An 18,389-nucleotide genomic window follows, 5' to 3' on the forward strand; every position below is an offset into this window, starting at 1 on the left:
AAGCTGGAGTCCGGTCATCCCCGTTATTCGATCTCTATGAGCGCCGGGTCCACTGTCTCGAGGGCTTCGACCAGGTATCTCTCTATATCCGAGTTTTTCTGTATGTTCAGGATGTCACGCCTCACCGTTCCGAGCATGTATTTGTCGAGCTTCTTGCACAGGTACCTGATATAGGGGACGTGCGATGGAGAGACGCTCAGCTGCCTGTAGCCGAGGGCTATGAGGCTTAATGCGCCTGACGGAGTGCCCGCGAGCTCGCCGCAGACGGATACCTCCATGCCCGAGTGCCTGGTCTTGTAGTATATATCGTCGAGCACGCGCAGCACCGCGGGATGGAAGCCCGAGTACAGGTGCCCTACGACGTTAGAGTTCCTGTCGACCGCGAGCACGTACTGAATGAGGTCGTTCGTGCCCACGGAAATGAAATCGATCATGTCCTTGTAGTCGTCCAGCTGGTAGAGAATCGCGGGCACCTCGAGCATTATGCCCAGGGGCGGTATGTCGTTCGTGGACAGCCCCGCCTCCGCGGCCACCTGCTCTATGATCTCCCTCGCCGTCTCCACCTCCCAGAGGTTCGTTATCATCGGGAGGAGTATCCTGAAACGGTACCCCTTCTTGAGCGTAAGAAGTATCGCCCGTATCTGGTTCTTGAAGAGGTCGAGGTACTCCATCGAGAACCTTATGGCGCGGAGCCCGAGCAGCGGGTTGTCCTCCTTAGGGAACTCGAAATAGGGAAGGAGCTTGTCGGCACCTATGTCGAGCGTGCGGACGGTGACGTATCCCTCGAATTCCTTGGCGATGTCGTTGTATATCCTTACCTGCTCCTTTATCCCTGGCCACTTGGCGTACTGGCTGAACGCGAACTCCGTGCGGAACAGGCCCACGTCTTTTATGCCGTAGTGCTTGGCGAGCTGCACGTCTATCGGGAAGCCGATATTGGCCGTTATCCTGACGCCCAGGCCGTTATGGTCGGTGTTCTCCTTGCCCGCTTCTTCTATTACCTCCCTCACCTTCATTAGCTTGCTGTAGGTGTTCTGGTACTCGGCGATGAGGCTTTCGTCCGGGTTCGAGAATATAAATCCGGTCTTGCCGTCGACTATCACCTTCTCGCCCGATTTAAGCAGTGTGCATATGTTGTCTATGCCGACTACCGCCGGGATGCCGAGCGACTTCGCTATTATGACCGCGTGCGAGGTCTCGCCGCCCCTCTCTATCACGACCGCCGACACCTTGTTCTTGAACAGCATCGAGATGAAGGAAGGCCCTATGTCGTATGCGGCGAGAACCGAGCCTTCGCGGGGCTCGGCCGCGACGCTCCGCCCCTTCTTTAGCTTGACTAGATCCTGGAGCACCCTCTCGCCGATGTCCCGGAAGTCCTGGGCCTTCTCCCGGAGGTATTTATCGCTCAGCTCCTCGAACTGCTGCGCGATCGATTCTATGCCCTCTATCACCGCAAGCTCGGCTGGGATGTTCTTTTCCTTGAGCTTCTGCAATATTGTGGCCCTGAGCGTAGAGCCCTGGAGTATCATGAGGTGTGCCCTGAATATGTCTATCTCGGCCTTGGAGAGGAGCGCCTCCTTATCGAGCGTCTTTATGAGGTCGCGGAGGTCTTCCTCTACCTCCTTGAGCGCCTTCTTGAGCCTCTCTTTCTCGATCTTGGGGCTTGACGGCGTGAGCTTGTCGGCGCTTATCTGCTGATAGAGCCCCCTGAATATGAAGACGTTTCCTATCGCAACGCCGGTCGAGACCCCCTTCCCCTGGTACGTCCTCGTCTCGTGCTTGACTATCGAAGGCGTTTTCAGGCGCTCGAGCCTGTCGGCTACCTCGAGCAGCCCCGCAAGCCTGGAGGCGATTATCTGAAACAGCGTCTCCTCGGCCGGGTTGATGAGCCTCTTGTCCTTTGTCTGGCCGACCAGTACGCCGATGCACTTGTTCTGGAGGATTATGGGGACGCCTATGTAGCTCTCGTATTCCTCCTCCCCTATCTCCGGGAAATACCTGTACCTGGGGTGCTCGGAAGCAGGCATCACGGTGATCGGCCGGGAGGACTCGAACACGAGCCCCGTAAGACCTTCATCGGGGCTCAGCGTGATAGGGTGCCTCAAGGGGTCCACGTGGAGCCCCTTCGTCGAGCGGAGCCTGAGCACGTTCTTTTCCCTGTCCCAAAGGTATACCGAGACCACGTCGAAGCGGAGCGAGCCCGCTATCTTGTTCACCACTTTTTTCAGAATGGTGTTGAGGCCCGTCGATTTATTGACGAGGTCGCTGATCTCCTGGACTATCTTCAGGTGGAAGTCCGCTCTGTCTACTGTTTTCTTGGTAAGCATGAATTATTCCCGGCCCGGATTTCCGCATGCGCTGGAGACATTACGCTCCGCGGCGCAGAGTCCATTCCGTAATATTATCAATACAGGCGGCGTCCGACGCTAGCAGATCTCCTTCCGACGCCCGATTTTTCGGAATAAATACACCTGGCGGGATTTTTTGGTATATTTATCGCCTGAATTATAATACTCGTTAAAAACCCGGATGCATAATTCCCGAGTAAAAATATAATTCCTATAACGAGCGGGTCAATAAGAGGCCGGGCTGCGGCGGGAGCTCGAATACATATATCGGGACGAAGGGAAGCTGATCATGGAGAGCAGCATAGATAAAAAGAGGGTAATTAGGGCGGCGATAATCGGGTCGGGACCCGCGGGGTTCTATACTGCAGAGCACCTTCTCAAGCAGAAGGGCGCCGGGTTCGAGGTGGACATGTTCGACAGGCTGCCTACGCCCCACGGCCTAGTGAGATCGGGGGTGGCTCCCGATCACCAGAAAATAAAGTCCGTCACAAAGGTGTACGACAAGATTGCGTCCGACCCGAGGTTCAGGTTCTTCGGGCTCGTCGAATTCGGAAAACACGTAACGCTCGAGGACTTGAAGGAGCATTACCACGTGGTCGTATTCGCCACGGGGGCGCAGACGGACAGGAAGCTCGGGATACCCGGCGAAGACCTGAAGGGGAACCATACGGCGACGGAGTTCGTCGCATGGTACAACGGACACCCCGATTACAGGCGCCTTACGTTCGACCTCTCCCGGGAGACGGCCGCGATCATAGGCGTGGGGAACGTCGCTATCGACGTAGCGAGGATACTCTGCCGCACGGTCGAGGAGCTCAAGGAAACCGACATCGCCGACTACGCGCTTGAAGCCCTCGGCAAGAGCCGCATACGGGACGTGTATCTCCTCGGCCGGAGGGGCCCTCTCCAGGCCGCGTTCACGAACCCCGAGGTGAGAGAGCTCGGGAAGCTCGCGGGCGCTCACCCGGTGACGCTCCCGCACGAAGTCGAGCACGACGAATTTACGGTCGAGGCGATAGAAACGAATAAGGACCAGACGGCGATCAACAAGATAGAGATACTGAGGTCGTACTCAGACCCGAGGCACCACACGAAGGATAAAAGGCTCCATATCAGGTTCCTCGTCTCCCCGGTCGAGATCATAGGGGATGCCGAGGGCCGCGTACGCGCATTGAAGCTCGCCAAAAACGAGCTCTACAGGGCGGAGGACGGAAGCGTGCGATCCCGCCCCACGGGGGAGTACGAGGAGCTCGAGACGGGTCTCGTATTCAGGTCTATCGGTTACCAGGGCGTGCCGCTTCCGGGCGTCCCTTTCCACGAGAAATGGGGGGTGATTGAGAACGTGAAAGGACGCGTGACCGACCCGGCTACGGGAGGGCACGTAACCGGCCTCTACGCCGTGGGCTGGATAAAGAGAGGGCCTACGGGCGTCATAGGCACCAACAAGCAGGACGCGGGGGAGACTGTCGAGTGCATCATGGAGGACGTCGTGAAGAGCGCCGTGAACGAGCCCGGAGCCCCGGATGCGGGAAGCGTCCTCGAGCTTGTCGCACGCAGGCAGCCCGATTACGTGACCTACGAGGACTGGCTCAGGATAGACAGCATCGAGGTCGAGAGGGGGAAGGCTCACGGGAAGCCCAGGGTGAAGTTCACGAGCGTGGAAGAGATGCTCGAGGCGTTGAAATCAGGGAAAAAGGCACGGAAAGGCACGGATAGCACTTAATACCCGAGATAATGTAAAGCATTATATATATATTCTATCAAGCTGTAGTTAAAGACAATATTTTTCTGAGTGGGTCGACTTTCCTGATCCGGAGCTTCACTCTTTCACCCTCCGCAGGGACTTTATCCGAGCCGAGAGCCACCGGGGTTTCGAGGAGATAATCGGGCAGGTATGCGCTCGCTCTAGTGTCCGTGACGGAGCTTACGATGCCCTCGATCTCCTTCCCTTCGAGGGTCCTCAGGTGTTTGTAAAGCCAGTACCTCTCCCTCTGCCTCTCTATGGTCTTCTTGTCCCGTATCCCGACCTCGATGCGGGGATAGATGTTTTCGATCTCCTCCTCCGAATAAGCCGTCTCCCCGTAGAGGAGCTCCGACACTATCTGTCTCTGCATTATGATGTCAGGATATCTCCTTATGGGAGAAGTAACCTGCGTATATACGTCTATGCCGAGAGACATGTGGGGCTCGGGGCTGAGCCCGACCCTCGGGGCCCTCAGGAACCTCACGACGCGCACGGGGTAGAGGGGGTCCGATTCGTCGAGCGCCCTCACGTCGTCGGGCACGGGCTCCGGCTGCGAGCGGTATATGCCGGGTATCCTGTTATCCCTCAGGAACCTCCCAGCCATCCTGTTCATCAGTATCATCATCTCGGCGACGACGACGTGGGCTATGGAGTTCATCAGGTTCTTTTCGATCTTGATCCGCCCCTCGCCGTTTATCCTGATCTTGAGCTGCGGTAGTTGGACTATGAGGGCTCCCGCCGCGAGCCTTCTCCTTCTCAACTCGAGCGCCGTCTCTCTCATCCTCACGCCGAGCGGGTCGTTCAGGAAGAACCCGCTTCCCTCCGTGTAGCTCATGTTCTTCCTCACGCGTATTACCGAGTTCGTGAACCTCTGGCTTTTTATGTTGCTCTCTTCGTCGAACGTCACGAGGAGAGAGAGGGACAGGCGCTCGGTCTTCTCAATAAGACTCAGCCTTTCGCTGACGAGCCTGAGCGGGAACATGTGTATGCGTTTTTCAGGCAGGTATATAGTCTCCCCCCGCCTCCCGGCCTCTTCGTCGGCCTCGCTCCATTTGGGTACGAGCGCGGCGACGTTCGATATGTGTATGCCGACCTCGATGCCTTCAGGCGTTTCCCTTACCGAAAGGGCGTCGTCTATGTCTTCCGTGTTCTCGTCGTCGATCGAGAATATATCGAGTCCGGTGAGGTCCTCGAAGCCTTCTCCGGGGAGGCTCTCGCTTATTATCCTGTCGCTCTCTATCTCGACCCCTTCCGGGAAATCGTCCCTGATCGAGAACCTTTTTAATATCGGATCTTCGTCCTCCTGCCACGCCCCCGCCTTGATGAGGAACTCGAGAGCGCCTTCGGGGTCCTTTATGCCGATCTCCGAAAGGAACGATTTGGCTTCAGGAGACCGGCCGAATTTATCCAGATAAGTCACGTACCCGCGTAGGAGCTCCGCGTACTCCGAAACCTCGCCGAGCGCGCCTTTCGCCTGGGCGCTCCCCATAAGCACGCCCTTCGCCCAGTAAAGGGCCTTTTCCCGCTCCTCTTTCTTTTTCTCTTCGGTCTCCTTCTTTCTGATTATCTCCCCGGCTTCTTCCCGCGTCCTCGGCGAGTAGCCTCCCTCTCCCCTCCTGAAATATATATCGTCCTTGTCGACGGCCCAGAAGAGTGCGAGCCTTTCCTCTACCGAGGCCCCTTTTTCCCCGAAATAGAGCGCCGCGAGCTCGTCGAAGGTCACCTCTTCTTCTCCGCCTTCATAGCACTCCCATATCGTCACGAGGTCTATGCCCGGTTTCTTTTCGTCGAGGTCTCTTCTCAGGTCCCTCAGTTTGTGTTTCTTTTCCGAGGCTGTAAATTCGCCTTCGATCCTGAGGCCGCTTGCGAATGCGATCTTGTCGGGGTGTATGTCCACCTCCCTCCCCTCTTCCGAGAAAAGCGTGTACTCGTCCCCGAGCGCCCGGACGAATATGCCGAGCGAGGGCTCCTTCCGTTTCCTGAACAGCACGACTTCGCATTGCGACGGGAATGTTGGCCGGGTCATGGAGGTAGTATTCTAATTGAGCGTGCGGGTTTTACAAAAATTTGGGGAAAATTCAGTAACGGCAGCCGGTTTTACGGATTAAGGGCGCCGGTAGGTAGGAAATTTCAGCGGCTTTCCCTGTATTTCCCGAGCTCCCTGAGGAGCCAGTCGCCGGTCCTCTCGGGTTCCCTGCCCGGGCATACGATGAAGTAGTATTTGCCGCTGATCAAGCTCTTCGTGGCCGCGTATTCGATGAACCCTTCGGTCGACGTTATATCTTCCCGGAAGTGCTCGTATTTCTTCTTGATATGCCCGTAAGCCTGCCCGCCGTCATACATCTTGCCGTTCCTTTCGAAGCCGCAGGGGGAGGTCTTCACCAGATTTAGAAGGTATTCGACTTCGGGCTTCTCTGACGCCGGTACGTCCGCGCCCGCAGTATTCGGGAGCGTTATGAATAGACTGAACATCAATAACAGCAGCTGATTCGGTGTCTTCGCTTTTATACCGCATAACATCTGATGCATCCTCGGAAAAGCTCACTCCGGTTCTCGCGGCGCGTCGGTATTCTTTTTAGGCTCCCTGAGGTCGTATATGATGTAATCGGGGCTCTCCCCGCCCGGGACCCTCGGTATAACATACCTTACGTCTTCACAGTCGAGCGGTGCGTGCTCTCTTCCGGGAGTTATCGACTCCGCAAGGACGGGATATTCGCTGTCGAGCGTCTTCTTCAAATCTTCCTGACCTTCGAACAGCGGGACGTTGGTGACGATGAAATATTCGGGCGAGTATTCTGATATGATTTCATCCAGGAGCACTTTCATGTCGGATTGTTTCAATCTTACGGTGGGATCCCCGATTTGATGTACGGTTGGCCAGAGAACACCGTAAATTCTTCCGTAGTACATAACCCTGTCGCCGTCATGGTAGTCGAACAGGACCGTTTTCGTGCTGTGGCCTACTTTTTCCCCTATTTCTTTGTAGGATCTCACCTGGGCTTCGAAACCCGAATCGCTGAGCAGGCCGACCGAGTTCTTTATGCACAACGAGACCGCGACTATGAAAAGCAGCCAGACGCCGAGCCGCCATAAGCCTCTGTTCGATGACATTGCCCCTAATAAGTATGACGCTACGATCCCGATGGACAGGGCCACGATCGGGATCAGTATCAGGTGGTAGTAAAGGTGGTTTTGAATATGATAGGGGAAAGCCAGACAGAATAGGACGTATCCCGCCCAGAGGCCCAGAAGGAAATGCCTCGTATTTCCCGAACGCACAAGCAGGAGACCGAGAAGTGCGATAAAAACAGAATACCGTCCGATCGCGCCCGACACCATATAATACCATCCCTTCCAATAAAACGTCTTCGTTAGGAGAGCGGGGACGAAGCTGGAATCGGCCTGGCTTTTCAGATAGCCCGCGATGAATATACCGTAGCCGTAATATATGAAAGACGGCAGCAGGCTCGCCGCCAGGAATATAACGAGGTCGCGCCCGAAGAGAATGTTCCGGATATTTTTTGAAGGTATCCTCATGGCGATGAAGACGCTCAGTATAGGAAAAATGCAGGTCGGCTTGACCAATATCGCGAGCGCCGAGAAGAGACACGCGGCTGCGAGACCATAACCCGAGGGCGACCTGTAATACCTGAATATCGAGTAGACGGTCGCCATGAAAAACATGATCATCAGCGGGTCGGGCTGAAAGCTCCTGCTCCCGACCACGCCCAGAGGCAAAAACAGGAAGAACGCTGTGGAAACTATCCCCGCGTCGGGGGAAATCATTTCGGATGCGAGGCGGTAGAGGAGGAGAGCGGCTATCATCCAGAACATGATCGACATGAGGCGGGGGATTATAAGGTGCTCGCCGCCGACCGCGCGGTAAATCAGGGACGCCGTTGTTTCCGTTATCGGGGGCTCGAGAGGCTTCGGCTTCGCCGCGAGCGCTTCCTTTCTGACCTTCTCGCTTACAGACTGAGGCGACGACTCGTAGTAGAAGGCCCTCGCGAGCATGGCGGCCCTGTACTGGCGTACCGGGTAAAAGTCGAGCGGCGGGGCGCCTGCGTTATACAGGCGCACGCCCAAAGCCGCGGCGAAAATAGCAATCAACAGGAGCCACCTGTAGATCCCGCGCTCCGGAAAGAACGATGCTCCGGTTTCTTCCTGCCGATTCATGGTATCCTCAGCTGCTTCCTGATGCCCGGCCGGCGGTAGTAACTTTGCCGGGTATCAAAAAATATCACGTGATATTAACAGTAAACAATTATACGCGCAAATGGGAGGGCGGGACTTAACGCCATTAGTCGGTAATACTCCGAAGGCGTATGCGGGCGGACCGGGCTACTCCGCGCCCGGAGAGGAGGATTTACTCTTCAGGTCGTAGATTATATAGTCCTGGGTTTCGGCGACCACGGCGTACCCGGTGTCGAGCGCTTCCTTCAGCTCATCCTGCCCTTCGAGCTGGCTGAGGTCGCTGATTATAAAATACTCGGGGGACCTTTCCGTTATTAACTGCGCCAACAGCTCTTTGCCCCTATCGTGAGGCTTTCCCCTCATCCTCCAGCTTTCGAAATCATTACGCGTAGGCCAATTTTTACCTGCTAGCTTTCCGTGATACTTGAGCCTGTTGCCGTAATATCCATCGAGAATTATCGTATTGTCGCTGTGGCTTACAAGCTCGCCGATTTCCTTGTCCAGCTCGATCCGCGCCTCGAACCCCGAATCGTTCAAGAGCGGCGCCGATGTACGGAGAGAAAGGATTATCGCAGATGTAAATAATATCCAGGCCCCCAGGCGCAAGATACCTTGACACGGTGCGAGTCGTTCCAGGAGCACAGCCGCCGCTCCGCCCAGTGAGAGCGCAACGATCGGGATTAGCATAAGATGGTAATAATCGTGCGTGGATATATGCATAGTGAAAACCAGACCGAATACGACGTAGCCTATCCACAATCCCAGGAGGAATGCTCTCTCCGCGCCTGACCGTACGAGTAATATACCCGCCAGAGAGAGTATTAAAGGCCATTTCCCTATTATGATCGAGACCAGGCGGAGCCAGCCGAGCCAGTAGGAATTCTGCATATACAACCCCGGCACGAATCTCCCCTCCACTTGATCCTTGAGGAAGCCTGCAAAGAAATATGCGTATACAGAATACAGGATAATCGGCGTGACGCTTACGGCCGCAAAGATAACCATATCCCTGCCTGAAACGATCTTCCGTAAGTCCCCCGTCGAAATCCTGCTTGCGATGAACGCTCCGAATAACGGGAAAAGACTCACGGGTTTTACGAAAGCGGCGATCGCGCTGAGTACGGATGCTGCGCCGAGGTTCTTGGGCGACGGCTGCCGATAATATTTAAAGACCGAATACAAAGCGGCCAGCAAAAACATGACCATAAGAGGGTCAGGCTGAAAGCTCCTGCTGGCCCACACTCCGTACGGCAGGAAGAGGAAGAAGGATAAGGCGATTACCGCCGCGTCAGGCGATATGAGGTCCCTCGCGAGCAGGTACAGGAACACGGCGGAAGCGAGCCAGAATATAATGCTCATCAGCCGCGGGATTACCATGGACTCTCCACCGAATATACGGTAAAGAACGGAGGCCGCGTATTCGATTATGAACGGCTCGAGTAGAGGGGGCCTCGCAGCCAGCGCTGTTTTTTTCTCCGCCTCGGGCGCCGAGTCCTGTGACGAGTAGTAGAACGACCTGGCTATCAGGAACGAATGGTACTGGCGCACTTCGTGGAAATCGAGCGGAGGAGATTCGACGTTGTAAAGCCTGACCGCTAAAGCACCTGAAAACATGACCATGAGGAGGACATAGAGGTATACACCCTTATCCGGAAAAAACGACTTCGCTCCGATTCGGTCATGAGACATTGAGCCGGACCTTCCTTCTGTATTAGCAGTCGGATTAATAGTAAATATATACTATCCGGCCGAGAGAGAGGACTTGTACTCCATCGCTACCTTTATGAAGTCCCTGAATAATGGGTGGGGTTTCCGGGGGGTGGATTTGAACTCCGGGTGGAACTGGCAGCCGACGAACCAGGGGTGGCTACCGAGCTCTATCATCTCGACTAGGTTCCCGTCGGGGGAGAGACCGCTCAGCACGAGACCGTTTTCGTTCAATCTATTTCGGTACAGGTTGTTGACTTCGTACCTGTGCCTGTGCCTCTCGGATATTTCCTGGGATTTGTACGCGGCGAAGGCGAGTGTGTCTTTCCTGAGCATGCAGGGGTAAGCGCCAAGCCTCATGGTGCCGCCGAGGTCGCTCACGCCCCTTTGCTCTTCCATGAGGTCTATGACGGGGTCGGCCACGTCATCCCCGCACTCGCGCGAGTTGGCCTTTTCGATGCCGCACACGTTCCTCGCGAACTCGACGACGGCCATCTGCATGCCGAGGCAGATGCCGAAGAAGGGGACCTTCCTCTCCCTCGCGTATTTCACGGCCTGTATCTTCCCCTCGAAGCCCCGTTTGCCGAAGCCGCCCGGCACGAGCACGCCGTGCACGTCGCGGAGCAGCGAATCGACCCCTTCTGACTCGATGTCCTCGGAATCGACGTACTTTATCTCCACGTGGGAGTCGTTGGCCATGCCCCCGTGCGAGAGGGCTTCGTGCAAGCTCTTGTACGAGTCCTTGAGGCTTATGTATTTCCCGACGACGCCGATCCTGACCTCGTGCTTCGGGTTCGCGAACCTGTACGCTATGTCCTCCCACTCGGATATGTCGGGCTTCCGTGTCCACATCTTCAGGTAATCGACTATGATCTGGTCGAGCTTTTCCTGGTGGAATATGAGAGGCACTTCGTATATCGAGCCCACATCCTTGGCCGTTATCACGGCCTCTATCTTTATATTGCAGAAGAGGGCGATCTTTTCCTTTATGTCCCGCGGGAGGAACCTGTCCGTCCTGCACAGCAGTATGTCGGGCTGTATACCTATCTGGAGGAGGTCTTTCACGCTGTGCTGCGTGGGCTTCGACTTGAGCTCGCCCGCGGCAGCGAGATACGGCACGTACGTCAAGTGTATGAAGAGAGTGTTCTCCCTCCCGAGGTCGGTCCGGAGCTGCCTCACGGCTTCGAGGAACGGGAGGCTCTCGATGTCCCCAACAGTGCCGCCGACCTCGACGATCACGACGTCGTTGTCCCCCGCTACGTCCAGAATGCGGGATTTTATCTCGTCCGTTATATGGGGGATCACCTGCACGGTCTTGCCCAGGTATTTCCCTTCCCTCTCCTTGGTTATTACGGAGTAGTAGACCTTGCCGGTCGTGAAGTTATTTTTCTTGGAAAGGTTGCAGTTCGTGAATCGCTGATAGTGTCCGAGGTCGAGGTCGGTCTCGGCCCCGTCGTCGGTCACGTAGACCTCCCCGTGCTGGAAGGGGTTCATAGTCCCGGGGTCGACGTTGATATAGGGGTCGAGCTTCTGGAGAGAGACCTGGAGCCCTCTCGATTCGAGGAGCGCACCTATCGACGCGGCGGCGAGTCCTTTCCCGAGGGACGACATAACACCACCTGTCACGAATATGAATTTTGTCTTCAACTGATAATGACCTCAGAGAGCGATAATGATTTTATGGCGGGACCGTCTTGGTCTTTACTAATATATTCAATACCGATTAATCTTGCAAGACCGGGGGTTGTAAAATTTTTCCTGCGTGCGGCGGGCCGGAATAATCGGCCTTCATCCGCCTGCCGGGAGCTCATCCTTCTTTTAACAGCTTGATCAGGGCTTCCGAGGCGCGGGCCCTGTGGCTTATTTTATTTTTCAATTCGGGCGATATCTCCGCCATCGTTTTTCCGTACTCCGGCAAAAAGAACACGGGGTCGTATCCGAACCCGCCCTTCCCCCTTGGCTCGTCGATAATGATCCCCTCGCAGCTGCCCTCGGCGACGGTCTCTTTCCCGTCAGGCGTGACCAGGGCGAGGACGCAGACGAACCTCGCCTTCCTGTCTTCTGCGCCCCGGAGCTCGGTGAGCAGTTTTCTGATGTTGTCCCTGTCCGTAGCCCCTTCCCCTGCGTACCTTGCGGAATAAACTCCCGGCCTTCCGCCGAGTGCGTCCACCGCGAGTCCCGAATCGTCGGCGAGCGCGGGTAAGCCTGAATAAGCGGCGATCGCGCGGGCTTTTTTTATTGCGTTCTCACTGAACGTCATGCCGTCTTCCGCTACATCGGGCGGGGATTCGAGATCGTTCAAGGATATTATTCTCCCGAAGACGCCTTCGAGGAGCCCCGCAAACTCCCTTATCTTCCCTTTATTGGACGTGGCCAGGACTATTTCGTTTATCATTTCGGAAGATCATTCGGCGAGGATTTCCTTTTGCTTCGCTATGAGCTCGGATATGCCCTTTTCGGCAAGCTTGACGAGGGCGTTCAGGTTTCTTTTCGAGAACGGCTTCCCTTCGGCTGTCCCCTGCACCTCGACGAAGAGCCCGGAGCCGGTCATGGCCACATTCATGTCGACCTCCGCCTTCGAGTCCTCCTCGTAGCTGAGGTCGAGCGCGGACTTGCCGCCTATAATGCCCACGCTTACGGCGGCGATGAAATCGACGATGGGGTTCTCCTCTATCATGCCCGCCCTTATTAGGCTGAGCGCCGCGTCCGATAGCGCGACGAACGCCCCTGTGATCGAAGCCGTCCTCGTCCCGCCATCCGCCTGGAGCACGTCGCAGTCAATCGTTATAGACCTCTCGCCGAGCTTGTCGAGGTCTATCACCGATCTCAGCGCCCTGCCTATTATCCTCTGAATCTCGTGGGACCTCCCGCCTATCCTCCCCCTCACGCTGTCCCTCGTTATCCTCTCCTTCGTCGAGCGAGGGAGCATGGAGTACTCGGCCGTGACCCAGCCCCTGCCCGTGTCCTTGAGGAACGGCGGGACCCTGTCCTCGACGGTCGCCGTGCAGAGGACCTTCGTCTCCCCCGTTTCTATCAGGGCTGAGCCCTCGGCGTACTTCATTATCCCTCTCGTCATCTTTACGGGACGGAGCTCGTCCCACTCTCTTCCGTCAGGGCGCATGTTCGTTGACCTCACCGTTAGTTAGTCGGAAATGATAACATATCGGGGGAATTGAGTCTGGTTAGGAGAGAAAAGTTATCATTTCGAACACATTAGCCGTCGGAATGACACCTCCATCTTGACCTGCCCCCGGGTTGGTAACGATAACGGCCGCAGGTTTGTCAAATAATACTTAGGCATTGACATAAGTATTCATGCCCGGTATAGTTAGGTATATGCCTAACATTCATGCGGAGCTCGACCGCGTTTTTCATGCCTTGTCCGACCCGACCCGGCGCGCCGTATTGGCACGGCTGAGCGAGGGCCCTGCTCCCGTGAGCGAGCTTGCGCGGCCGTTCAGCATGTCGCTGCCCTCTTTCACGCAGCACCTGGGCGTGCTCGAAGAGTGCGGGCTCGTACGCTCGCAGAAAAAAGGCCGGGTACGCACCTACCGGCTGATGCCGGAGCCTCTTAAAGAGGCGGAACGCTGGATAGAGAAGCGGCGCGTGCTATGGGAGCACCGCCTCGATCAACTGGACAATTACCTCGAAACATTAAAGGAGAAAGAATAATGGCAAATGAGAAATATAATCATAACCCCAAGCTCGATCTGGTATTGGAGCGTATCGTCGACGTGCCGAGAGAGCTCGTCTGGAAAGCCTGGACGACGCCCGAGTATCTCATGAAGTGGTTTACCCCCGCCCCCTGGCAGACGGTCGAATGCGAGATAGACCTCCGTCCGGGAGGCATCTTTTACACGGTCATGCGCTCGCCCGAGGGGACCGACCACCCGAATAACGGCTGTTACCTCGAAGTCGTCGAGAACGAGAAGCTCGTCTGGACGGACGCGCTCGAGAAGGGTTATCGCCCGTCCACGACCCCTAACGACTGTATCGACAGCTTCTTCACGGCCATCATCATGCTCGAGCCCCGCGGGAGCGGGACGAAATATACGGTCATCGCGCTCCACCCCGACGAAGAAAGCCGCAAGAGGCACGAGGAGAGGGGATTCCATGACGGATGGGGCGCCGCGCTCGACCAGCTGGTCGCCTTCGTGAAGACGTTATAGGTGACTCAGGCTGCTGATGTTGAGCGCAGGCGGCCTTCTGCTGAATATTTACGAAGGAGTAAATACGAAATCAGGCAAGTTATGAGATTGGTCCCCTGTACCGTCCACTAAACGTCGAGTCAAGCCGGGTCGCGCGATGCAAAGCCGGCTGTTTTGATGACATGTCCAGACTTTCAGCGGTATTGACATCGCTTTACGTGCTCCAGTAGAGTTATTTGCAGGTGCAGTTTCAGCTAACAGGGGGGAATATGAGATATATTCTGATTTCATCGGTATATCTTTTTATTTTTTCAGTATGCGTTTCATTTATCGGCGCGAGCCTGAATACCGCGTCAGCGGGCGAAGCGCTCGACGGCAGGACTTTTTCGGTCGAGCTGATCGAGACGGGTCAAAATGAGACGGCCAAGGACGAGCTGATATTTAAGGACGGGACCTTCTTCTCCACCGAGTGCGAACAGTACGGCTTTACTCCGGCTAAGTATGAATCGAAGTCAAAAGACGGCGTGATTTTATTCAAATCCGCACTCACGAGCGGTAAAGAAGGAAAGACGGAGTGGGAAGGCGCTGTTACGGGAGACGAAATTACCGGTACGATGTTCTGGACGAAGGAAGGTCAGGAACCGATCATTTATACCTATAAGGGCGCTATAAAAAAATAGCTCGCTAATGCGCATTTCAGACCGTGAATTCGGTAACAATCAGGCCCTCGGGTCAGTGTCGTAGACCGTTAAACGCTGTTTCCTTCTTTGTCCTTATCCGCCTCGCGCGCTACTACAGGGACGAACGGCACGGGACGGGGCACTTTCGGGAGGCCGAGTATCTCCCTCGCGCGGTTGAGCGCGTCGTCTATGTTCCCGAATATGTTCTCCTCCCCTACCTCGTCCCAGAGTCCCGAGCGCTCCATCGCGAATAGAGGCTGGGCGTGGACTCCCGAGAGTATGAGGGTAGTCGAATCTTTCCTCAGCTCGTGCAGGAATTCCCTTATCATGTGAAGGCCCGTCGCATCTATCGCAGGCACGTGCCTGATACGGAGTATCACGACCGGCACGGGCTTTTCGATGAGGTCGATAGCCTCCTTGAACCTGTCCGCGGCGCCGAAGAAGAACGGGCCCTGTATCTCGAATACCTCGACGCCTGGCGGCACGTCCCGCTTGCTTATGGCGTTCGGGTCGCTCTCGTCGTCCCCGTTCCCCTGGAGCTCGCGCGTTATCATGCCGACGTTCGTTACTTCCGACATCCGCCTTATAAAGAGGAGCGCAGCCATGACTATGCCTACTTCCACGGCTACGGTCAGGTCGACGAATATAGTGAGGGCGAACGTGGTCAGGAGCACCATCACGTCGCTCTTGGGTGCCTTGAGGAGCCCTATGAAATGGCCTATCTCGCTCATGTTCCAGCTTACGACGACGAGTATGCCGGCGAGCGCGGCTAAGGGGATGAGCTTCGCGAGCGGGGCGAGGAACAGGAGCATTATAGCGAGGGATATTGCGTGTATGATTCCCGCTACGGGCGTTTTGGCGCCGCTCTTTATGTTCGTCACCGTCCTTGCGATGGCTCCGGTAGCGGGAATACCGCCGAAGACCGCCGAGCCTATGTTGGCGACGCCCTGTGCGACGAGCTCCATATTCGAGCGGTGGCGGCCGCCTATCATACCGTCAGCGACTGTGGCGGAAAGGAGCGACTCGATGGCCGCGAGCATGCCTACGGTGAAGGCGGGCGATATTAAGGCTTTTACCTTCTCTATATCGAAAGACGGGAAGCTCGGCACGGGTAGCGTCCTCGGGAGGTCGCCGAAGCGGCTCCCTATCGTCTCCACGTCGAGCCCGAGGGACGTAGCCGCCACTGTGGCCGCGGTCATGCCGATGAGCATCGCGGGGAGCCTCGGCACGAACATGCGCGTGACTACTATAACCATGATCGTCCCGATGCCGATTGCCGCAGCCTCGGGGTTTAGCACGTCGAGGTGACGGACGTATTCGATCCATTTCGGGATGAACTCGGCCGGGACGTGGTCCATTCTGAGGCCGAGGAGGTCCTTTATCTGGGTCGAGAATATGACGACGGCTATGCCGGAGGTGAACCCGGTCGTGACCGGGAACGGGATGAATTTTATGAGTCCCCCCATGCGGAATAGACCCAGCGCGATGAGGAACCCCCCCGCGAGAATCGTGCAGTAGACGAGGCCGTCGTATCCGAACTCGGCGACTATGCCTGCCACTATGACGACGAAAGCGCCCGTGGGTCCCCCTATCTGCACCCTGCTCCCGCCGAGGAGGGATATGAGGAACCCGGCGACTATGGCCGTGAAGAGGCCCCTCTCGGGCGTCACGCCGCTTGCTATGGCGAAAGCCATTGCCAGAGGGAGGGCGACTATGCCCACCGTGACGCCTGCGAAGAGGTCGTGCGTGAAAGTCGATTTGCTGTAACCGCGCAGTGTTGTGAAGAGCTTGGGCAATAACATTGAAGTAGGTGTCCTTTCCGGCGAGACCGGGTGAGAGTGTCCTGAAAACGAGTATCAGACGACGATTTCCGGACGGAGTTATCCCGTAAGGAGCGGCGTCACGGTTAATATTTCAGTTTGAGACATATAGGTTTTTTTGATGCCTGCGGACCTTGCGTCTATGATGCGGGGGTCATGGCCGATCCGCGGATTGCGGATAATTGTTCAGTGAAATCACCCCTTGTCAAGTGAACGGTGCGTATACACAGGGAGGAATCTTATGAGAAACTCCCCATAGGCAGGTGCCGAACACGTATGCGCTCTTCATCGAAGATAATGACACAGCCATGTTCCAGGTAATCCCGAATGCTGTCCGGTTTGGTGAGCAAAAGCGCGAGCTGTTTTTCCGGCCGTCGTTCGGTACCCCGGCGAAATATAATTATTGATGGCTTCCTGCTCTCCCTCAATGCCGGCAGTGTCCCGAAATCGGTATCCGCGGAGACGAGAATCCGGTCTTCGCGGAACGCCCTGTCAAATACCCCTCCATCATCTGACCGGTGCAGCTGGTAATCGCGGACATGGACGGCAAGTGTGATAAAGCGTTATCAATCAGGAATTTCAAGATATATTGGCGAACGGAAGCTCACGTTCGCGTACAACTTCAGCGGCATATTGAAGAGCCTCGTGAATATCTTCCGGCTCCAGGTCGGCCCTGAGAAGTTCCGGGAGCAGGGTTTGCAGCGAGACCCGCTACATGCTTTTATATTTAGAGCGAAGGGTGGTGGAGGCGCCGGGAATCGAACCCGGGTCCGAGAAAGAGACTCGCGAGGCCTCTACATGCTTAGTCTATCATTAGTTCTCGCAGTGAATTTACCGATAGACAGGGTTTTCACCGCCAGCTCCGAATGTTTTCTCGTCCCCAGGCGTCCAGGGCGTCGCCTGCGGACCAGCCCGCATTGTGTCGCCTCGTTCAAACCCGCGGGCGGGGTTTAAGGAGACGTCGCCGCTCAGTTAGGCAGCGAGTGCAAAGTCATTGTTGGCACTTGTGTGTGCTCCGCCAGTTTTACGAGTTAGTCGGAAGCTCGGCATGCAGCACAGGCTATCCCATTCCCCGTCGAAGCCATGTCGCCCCCATTGTCAAAGAACAAAATACTTTAGGAATGCTGTGTAACTGCCTATTATATAAACATTTATTATTTCAGTATTGTCAAACCGGATCCCGGTCGCGACATTTTAAGTTTACCTTACTTTGGGGGATTTATACAGGATCAGTAGCACTTCTTCATAGCCTTCTCCATCTCCCTGTCGGCCTCTCTCCGCTTTATGTCCTCCCTCCTGTCGTGGACCTTCTTGCCCTTGCCGAGAGCGAGATCGACCTTCGCCTTCCCCCTCTTGAAGTATATCTTGAGTGGAATGAGGGTGTATCCCCTTATCATGGTCTTGCCCATGAGCCTCTGTATCTCGCGCTTGTTAAGCAGCAGCTTCCTCTCGCGCCTCGGGTCGTGGTTGAATGCGCTCGCCTTTTCATAAGGGGCTATGTAGCTGTTTACGAGGAATACCTCCTCGTCCCTTATCATGGCGAAGCTCTCCTTTATGCTCGCCTGGTTCTCGCGGAGCGACTTCACCTCGGAGCCCCTGAGCTCGATACCGGCCTCGTAGTTCTCCTCTATGTCGTAATCCCTTTTCGCCCTGGGATGGGTACAGACCACCTTTTCCATTTTTGTAATATAATCCCTGACCCGGGGAAATCAACTTTATCGTTAATTCCTTCCCCCTTGAGGGGGGAA

At 55.9% G+C, this 18,389-nt stretch carries 15 protein-coding genes and 1 other RNA gene; 4 read left to right on the top strand and 12 right to left on the bottom strand.

Annotation, left to right across the window (positions count from 1 at the left end):
* Positions 1–23: 23 nt before the first annotated feature.
* Positions 24–2,327 carry a phosphoenolpyruvate--protein phosphotransferase gene (gene ptsP, locus AB1598_02590; protein MEW6143885.1) on the bottom strand — a complete coding sequence of 768 codons (2,304 nt, stop codon included), beginning with the start codon at positions 2,325–2,327 and terminating at the stop codon, positions 24–26.
* A 310-nt stretch (positions 2,328–2,637) separates the two neighbouring features.
* Here ptsP and AB1598_02595 point away from each other — a divergent pair, with 310 nt between their 5' ends.
* A complete protein-coding gene (locus AB1598_02595) occupies positions 2,638–4,071 on the top strand; it encodes an FAD-dependent oxidoreductase (GenBank protein ID MEW6143886.1) in 1,434 nt (477 codons plus the stop codon).
* Between the two features lie 37 nt (positions 4,072–4,108).
* Here AB1598_02595 and AB1598_02600 read toward each other — a convergent pair whose 3' ends face one another.
* From AB1598_02600 to rph, 7 genes are all read right to left on the bottom strand, one after another.
* Positions 4,109–6,118 (bottom strand): RNB domain-containing ribonuclease, encoded by a 2,010-nt coding sequence (locus AB1598_02600; GenBank protein MEW6143887.1) that lies wholly within the window; start codon positions 6,116–6,118, stop codon positions 4,109–4,111.
* Positions 6,119–6,222: 104 nt separating this feature from the next.
* A complete protein-coding gene (locus AB1598_02605) occupies positions 6,223–6,621 on the bottom strand; it encodes a DUF5329 family protein (GenBank protein ID MEW6143888.1) in 399 nt (132 codons plus the stop codon).
* A gap of 12 nt (positions 6,622–6,633) precedes the next feature.
* Positions 6,634–8,268, bottom strand: a complete 1,635-nt coding sequence (locus AB1598_02610) for a glycosyltransferase family 39 protein (protein ID MEW6143889.1) — start codon at positions 8,266–8,268, stop codon at positions 6,634–6,636.
* A 165-nt stretch (positions 8,269–8,433) separates the two neighbouring features.
* A complete protein-coding gene (locus AB1598_02615) occupies positions 8,434–9,975 on the bottom strand; it encodes a glycosyltransferase family 39 protein (protein MEW6143890.1) in 1,542 nt (513 codons plus the stop codon).
* A gap of 51 nt (positions 9,976–10,026) precedes the next feature.
* A complete protein-coding gene (locus AB1598_02620) occupies positions 10,027–11,640 on the bottom strand; it encodes a CTP synthase (protein MEW6143891.1) in 1,614 nt (537 codons plus the stop codon).
* A gap of 160 nt (positions 11,641–11,800) precedes the next feature.
* Positions 11,801–12,388 carry an XTP/dITP diphosphatase gene (locus tag AB1598_02625; GenBank protein MEW6143892.1) on the bottom strand — a complete coding sequence of 196 codons (588 nt, stop codon included), beginning with the start codon at positions 12,386–12,388 and terminating at the stop codon, positions 11,801–11,803.
* 9 nt (positions 12,389–12,397) lie between these two features.
* Positions 12,398–13,114: a ribonuclease PH gene (gene rph / locus AB1598_02630; GenBank protein ID MEW6143893.1), complete on the bottom strand. Its 717-nt coding sequence runs from the start codon at positions 13,112–13,114 to the stop codon at positions 12,398–12,400.
* A 215-nt stretch (positions 13,115–13,329) separates the two neighbouring features.
* On the opposite strand from rph, the gene AB1598_02635 reads away from it, so the two are divergent.
* The 3 genes from AB1598_02635 to AB1598_02645 all read left to right on the top strand — a co-directional run bounded on the left by AB1598_02635 (position 13,330) and on the right by AB1598_02645 (position 14,821).
* Positions 13,330–13,665: a metalloregulator ArsR/SmtB family transcription factor gene (locus AB1598_02635; GenBank protein ID MEW6143894.1), complete on the top strand. Its 336-nt coding sequence runs from the start codon at positions 13,330–13,332 to the stop codon at positions 13,663–13,665.
* Positions 13,665–14,162, top strand: a complete 498-nt coding sequence (locus tag AB1598_02640; protein MEW6143895.1) for an SRPBCC family protein — start codon at positions 13,665–13,667, stop codon at positions 14,160–14,162. Before AB1598_02635 ends, AB1598_02640 begins: the two co-directional genes overlap by 1 nt.
* A 248-nt stretch (positions 14,163–14,410) precedes the next feature.
* A complete protein-coding gene (locus AB1598_02645; GenBank protein ID MEW6143896.1) occupies positions 14,411–14,821 on the top strand; it encodes a hypothetical protein in 411 nt (136 codons plus the stop codon).
* Between the two features lie 68 nt (positions 14,822–14,889).
* Here AB1598_02645 and sulP read toward each other — a convergent pair whose 3' ends face one another.
* The 4 genes from sulP to smpB all read right to left on the bottom strand — a co-directional run bounded on the left by sulP (position 14,890) and on the right by smpB (position 18,320).
* The gene (gene sulP / locus AB1598_02650; protein ID MEW6143897.1) at positions 14,890–16,623 is read right to left on the bottom strand and encodes a sulfate permease; all 1,734 of its coding nucleotides are present in this window, start codon (positions 16,621–16,623) and stop codon (positions 14,890–14,892) included.
* 257 nt (positions 16,624–16,880) lie between these two features.
* The gene (locus tag AB1598_02655; GenBank protein MEW6143898.1) at positions 16,881–17,198 is read right to left on the bottom strand and encodes a DUF5615 family PIN-like protein; all 318 of its coding nucleotides are present in this window, start codon (positions 17,196–17,198) and stop codon (positions 16,881–16,883) included.
* Positions 17,199–17,381: 183 nt separating this feature from the next.
* Positions 17,382–17,735, bottom strand: a transfer-messenger RNA (tmRNA) gene (gene ssrA / locus AB1598_02660).
* Positions 17,736–17,870: 135 nt separating this feature from the next.
* Positions 17,871–18,320 (bottom strand): SsrA-binding protein SmpB, encoded by a 450-nt coding sequence (smpB, locus tag AB1598_02665; protein MEW6143899.1) that lies wholly within the window; start codon positions 18,318–18,320, stop codon positions 17,871–17,873.
* Positions 18,321–18,389: the final 69 nt, after the last annotated feature.

It is taken from the genome of Thermodesulfobacteriota bacterium (assembly GCA_040754335.1).
Taxonomy (GTDB): domain Bacteria; phylum Desulfobacterota_D; class UBA1144; order Nemesobacterales; family UBA2774; genus 2-12-FULL-53-21.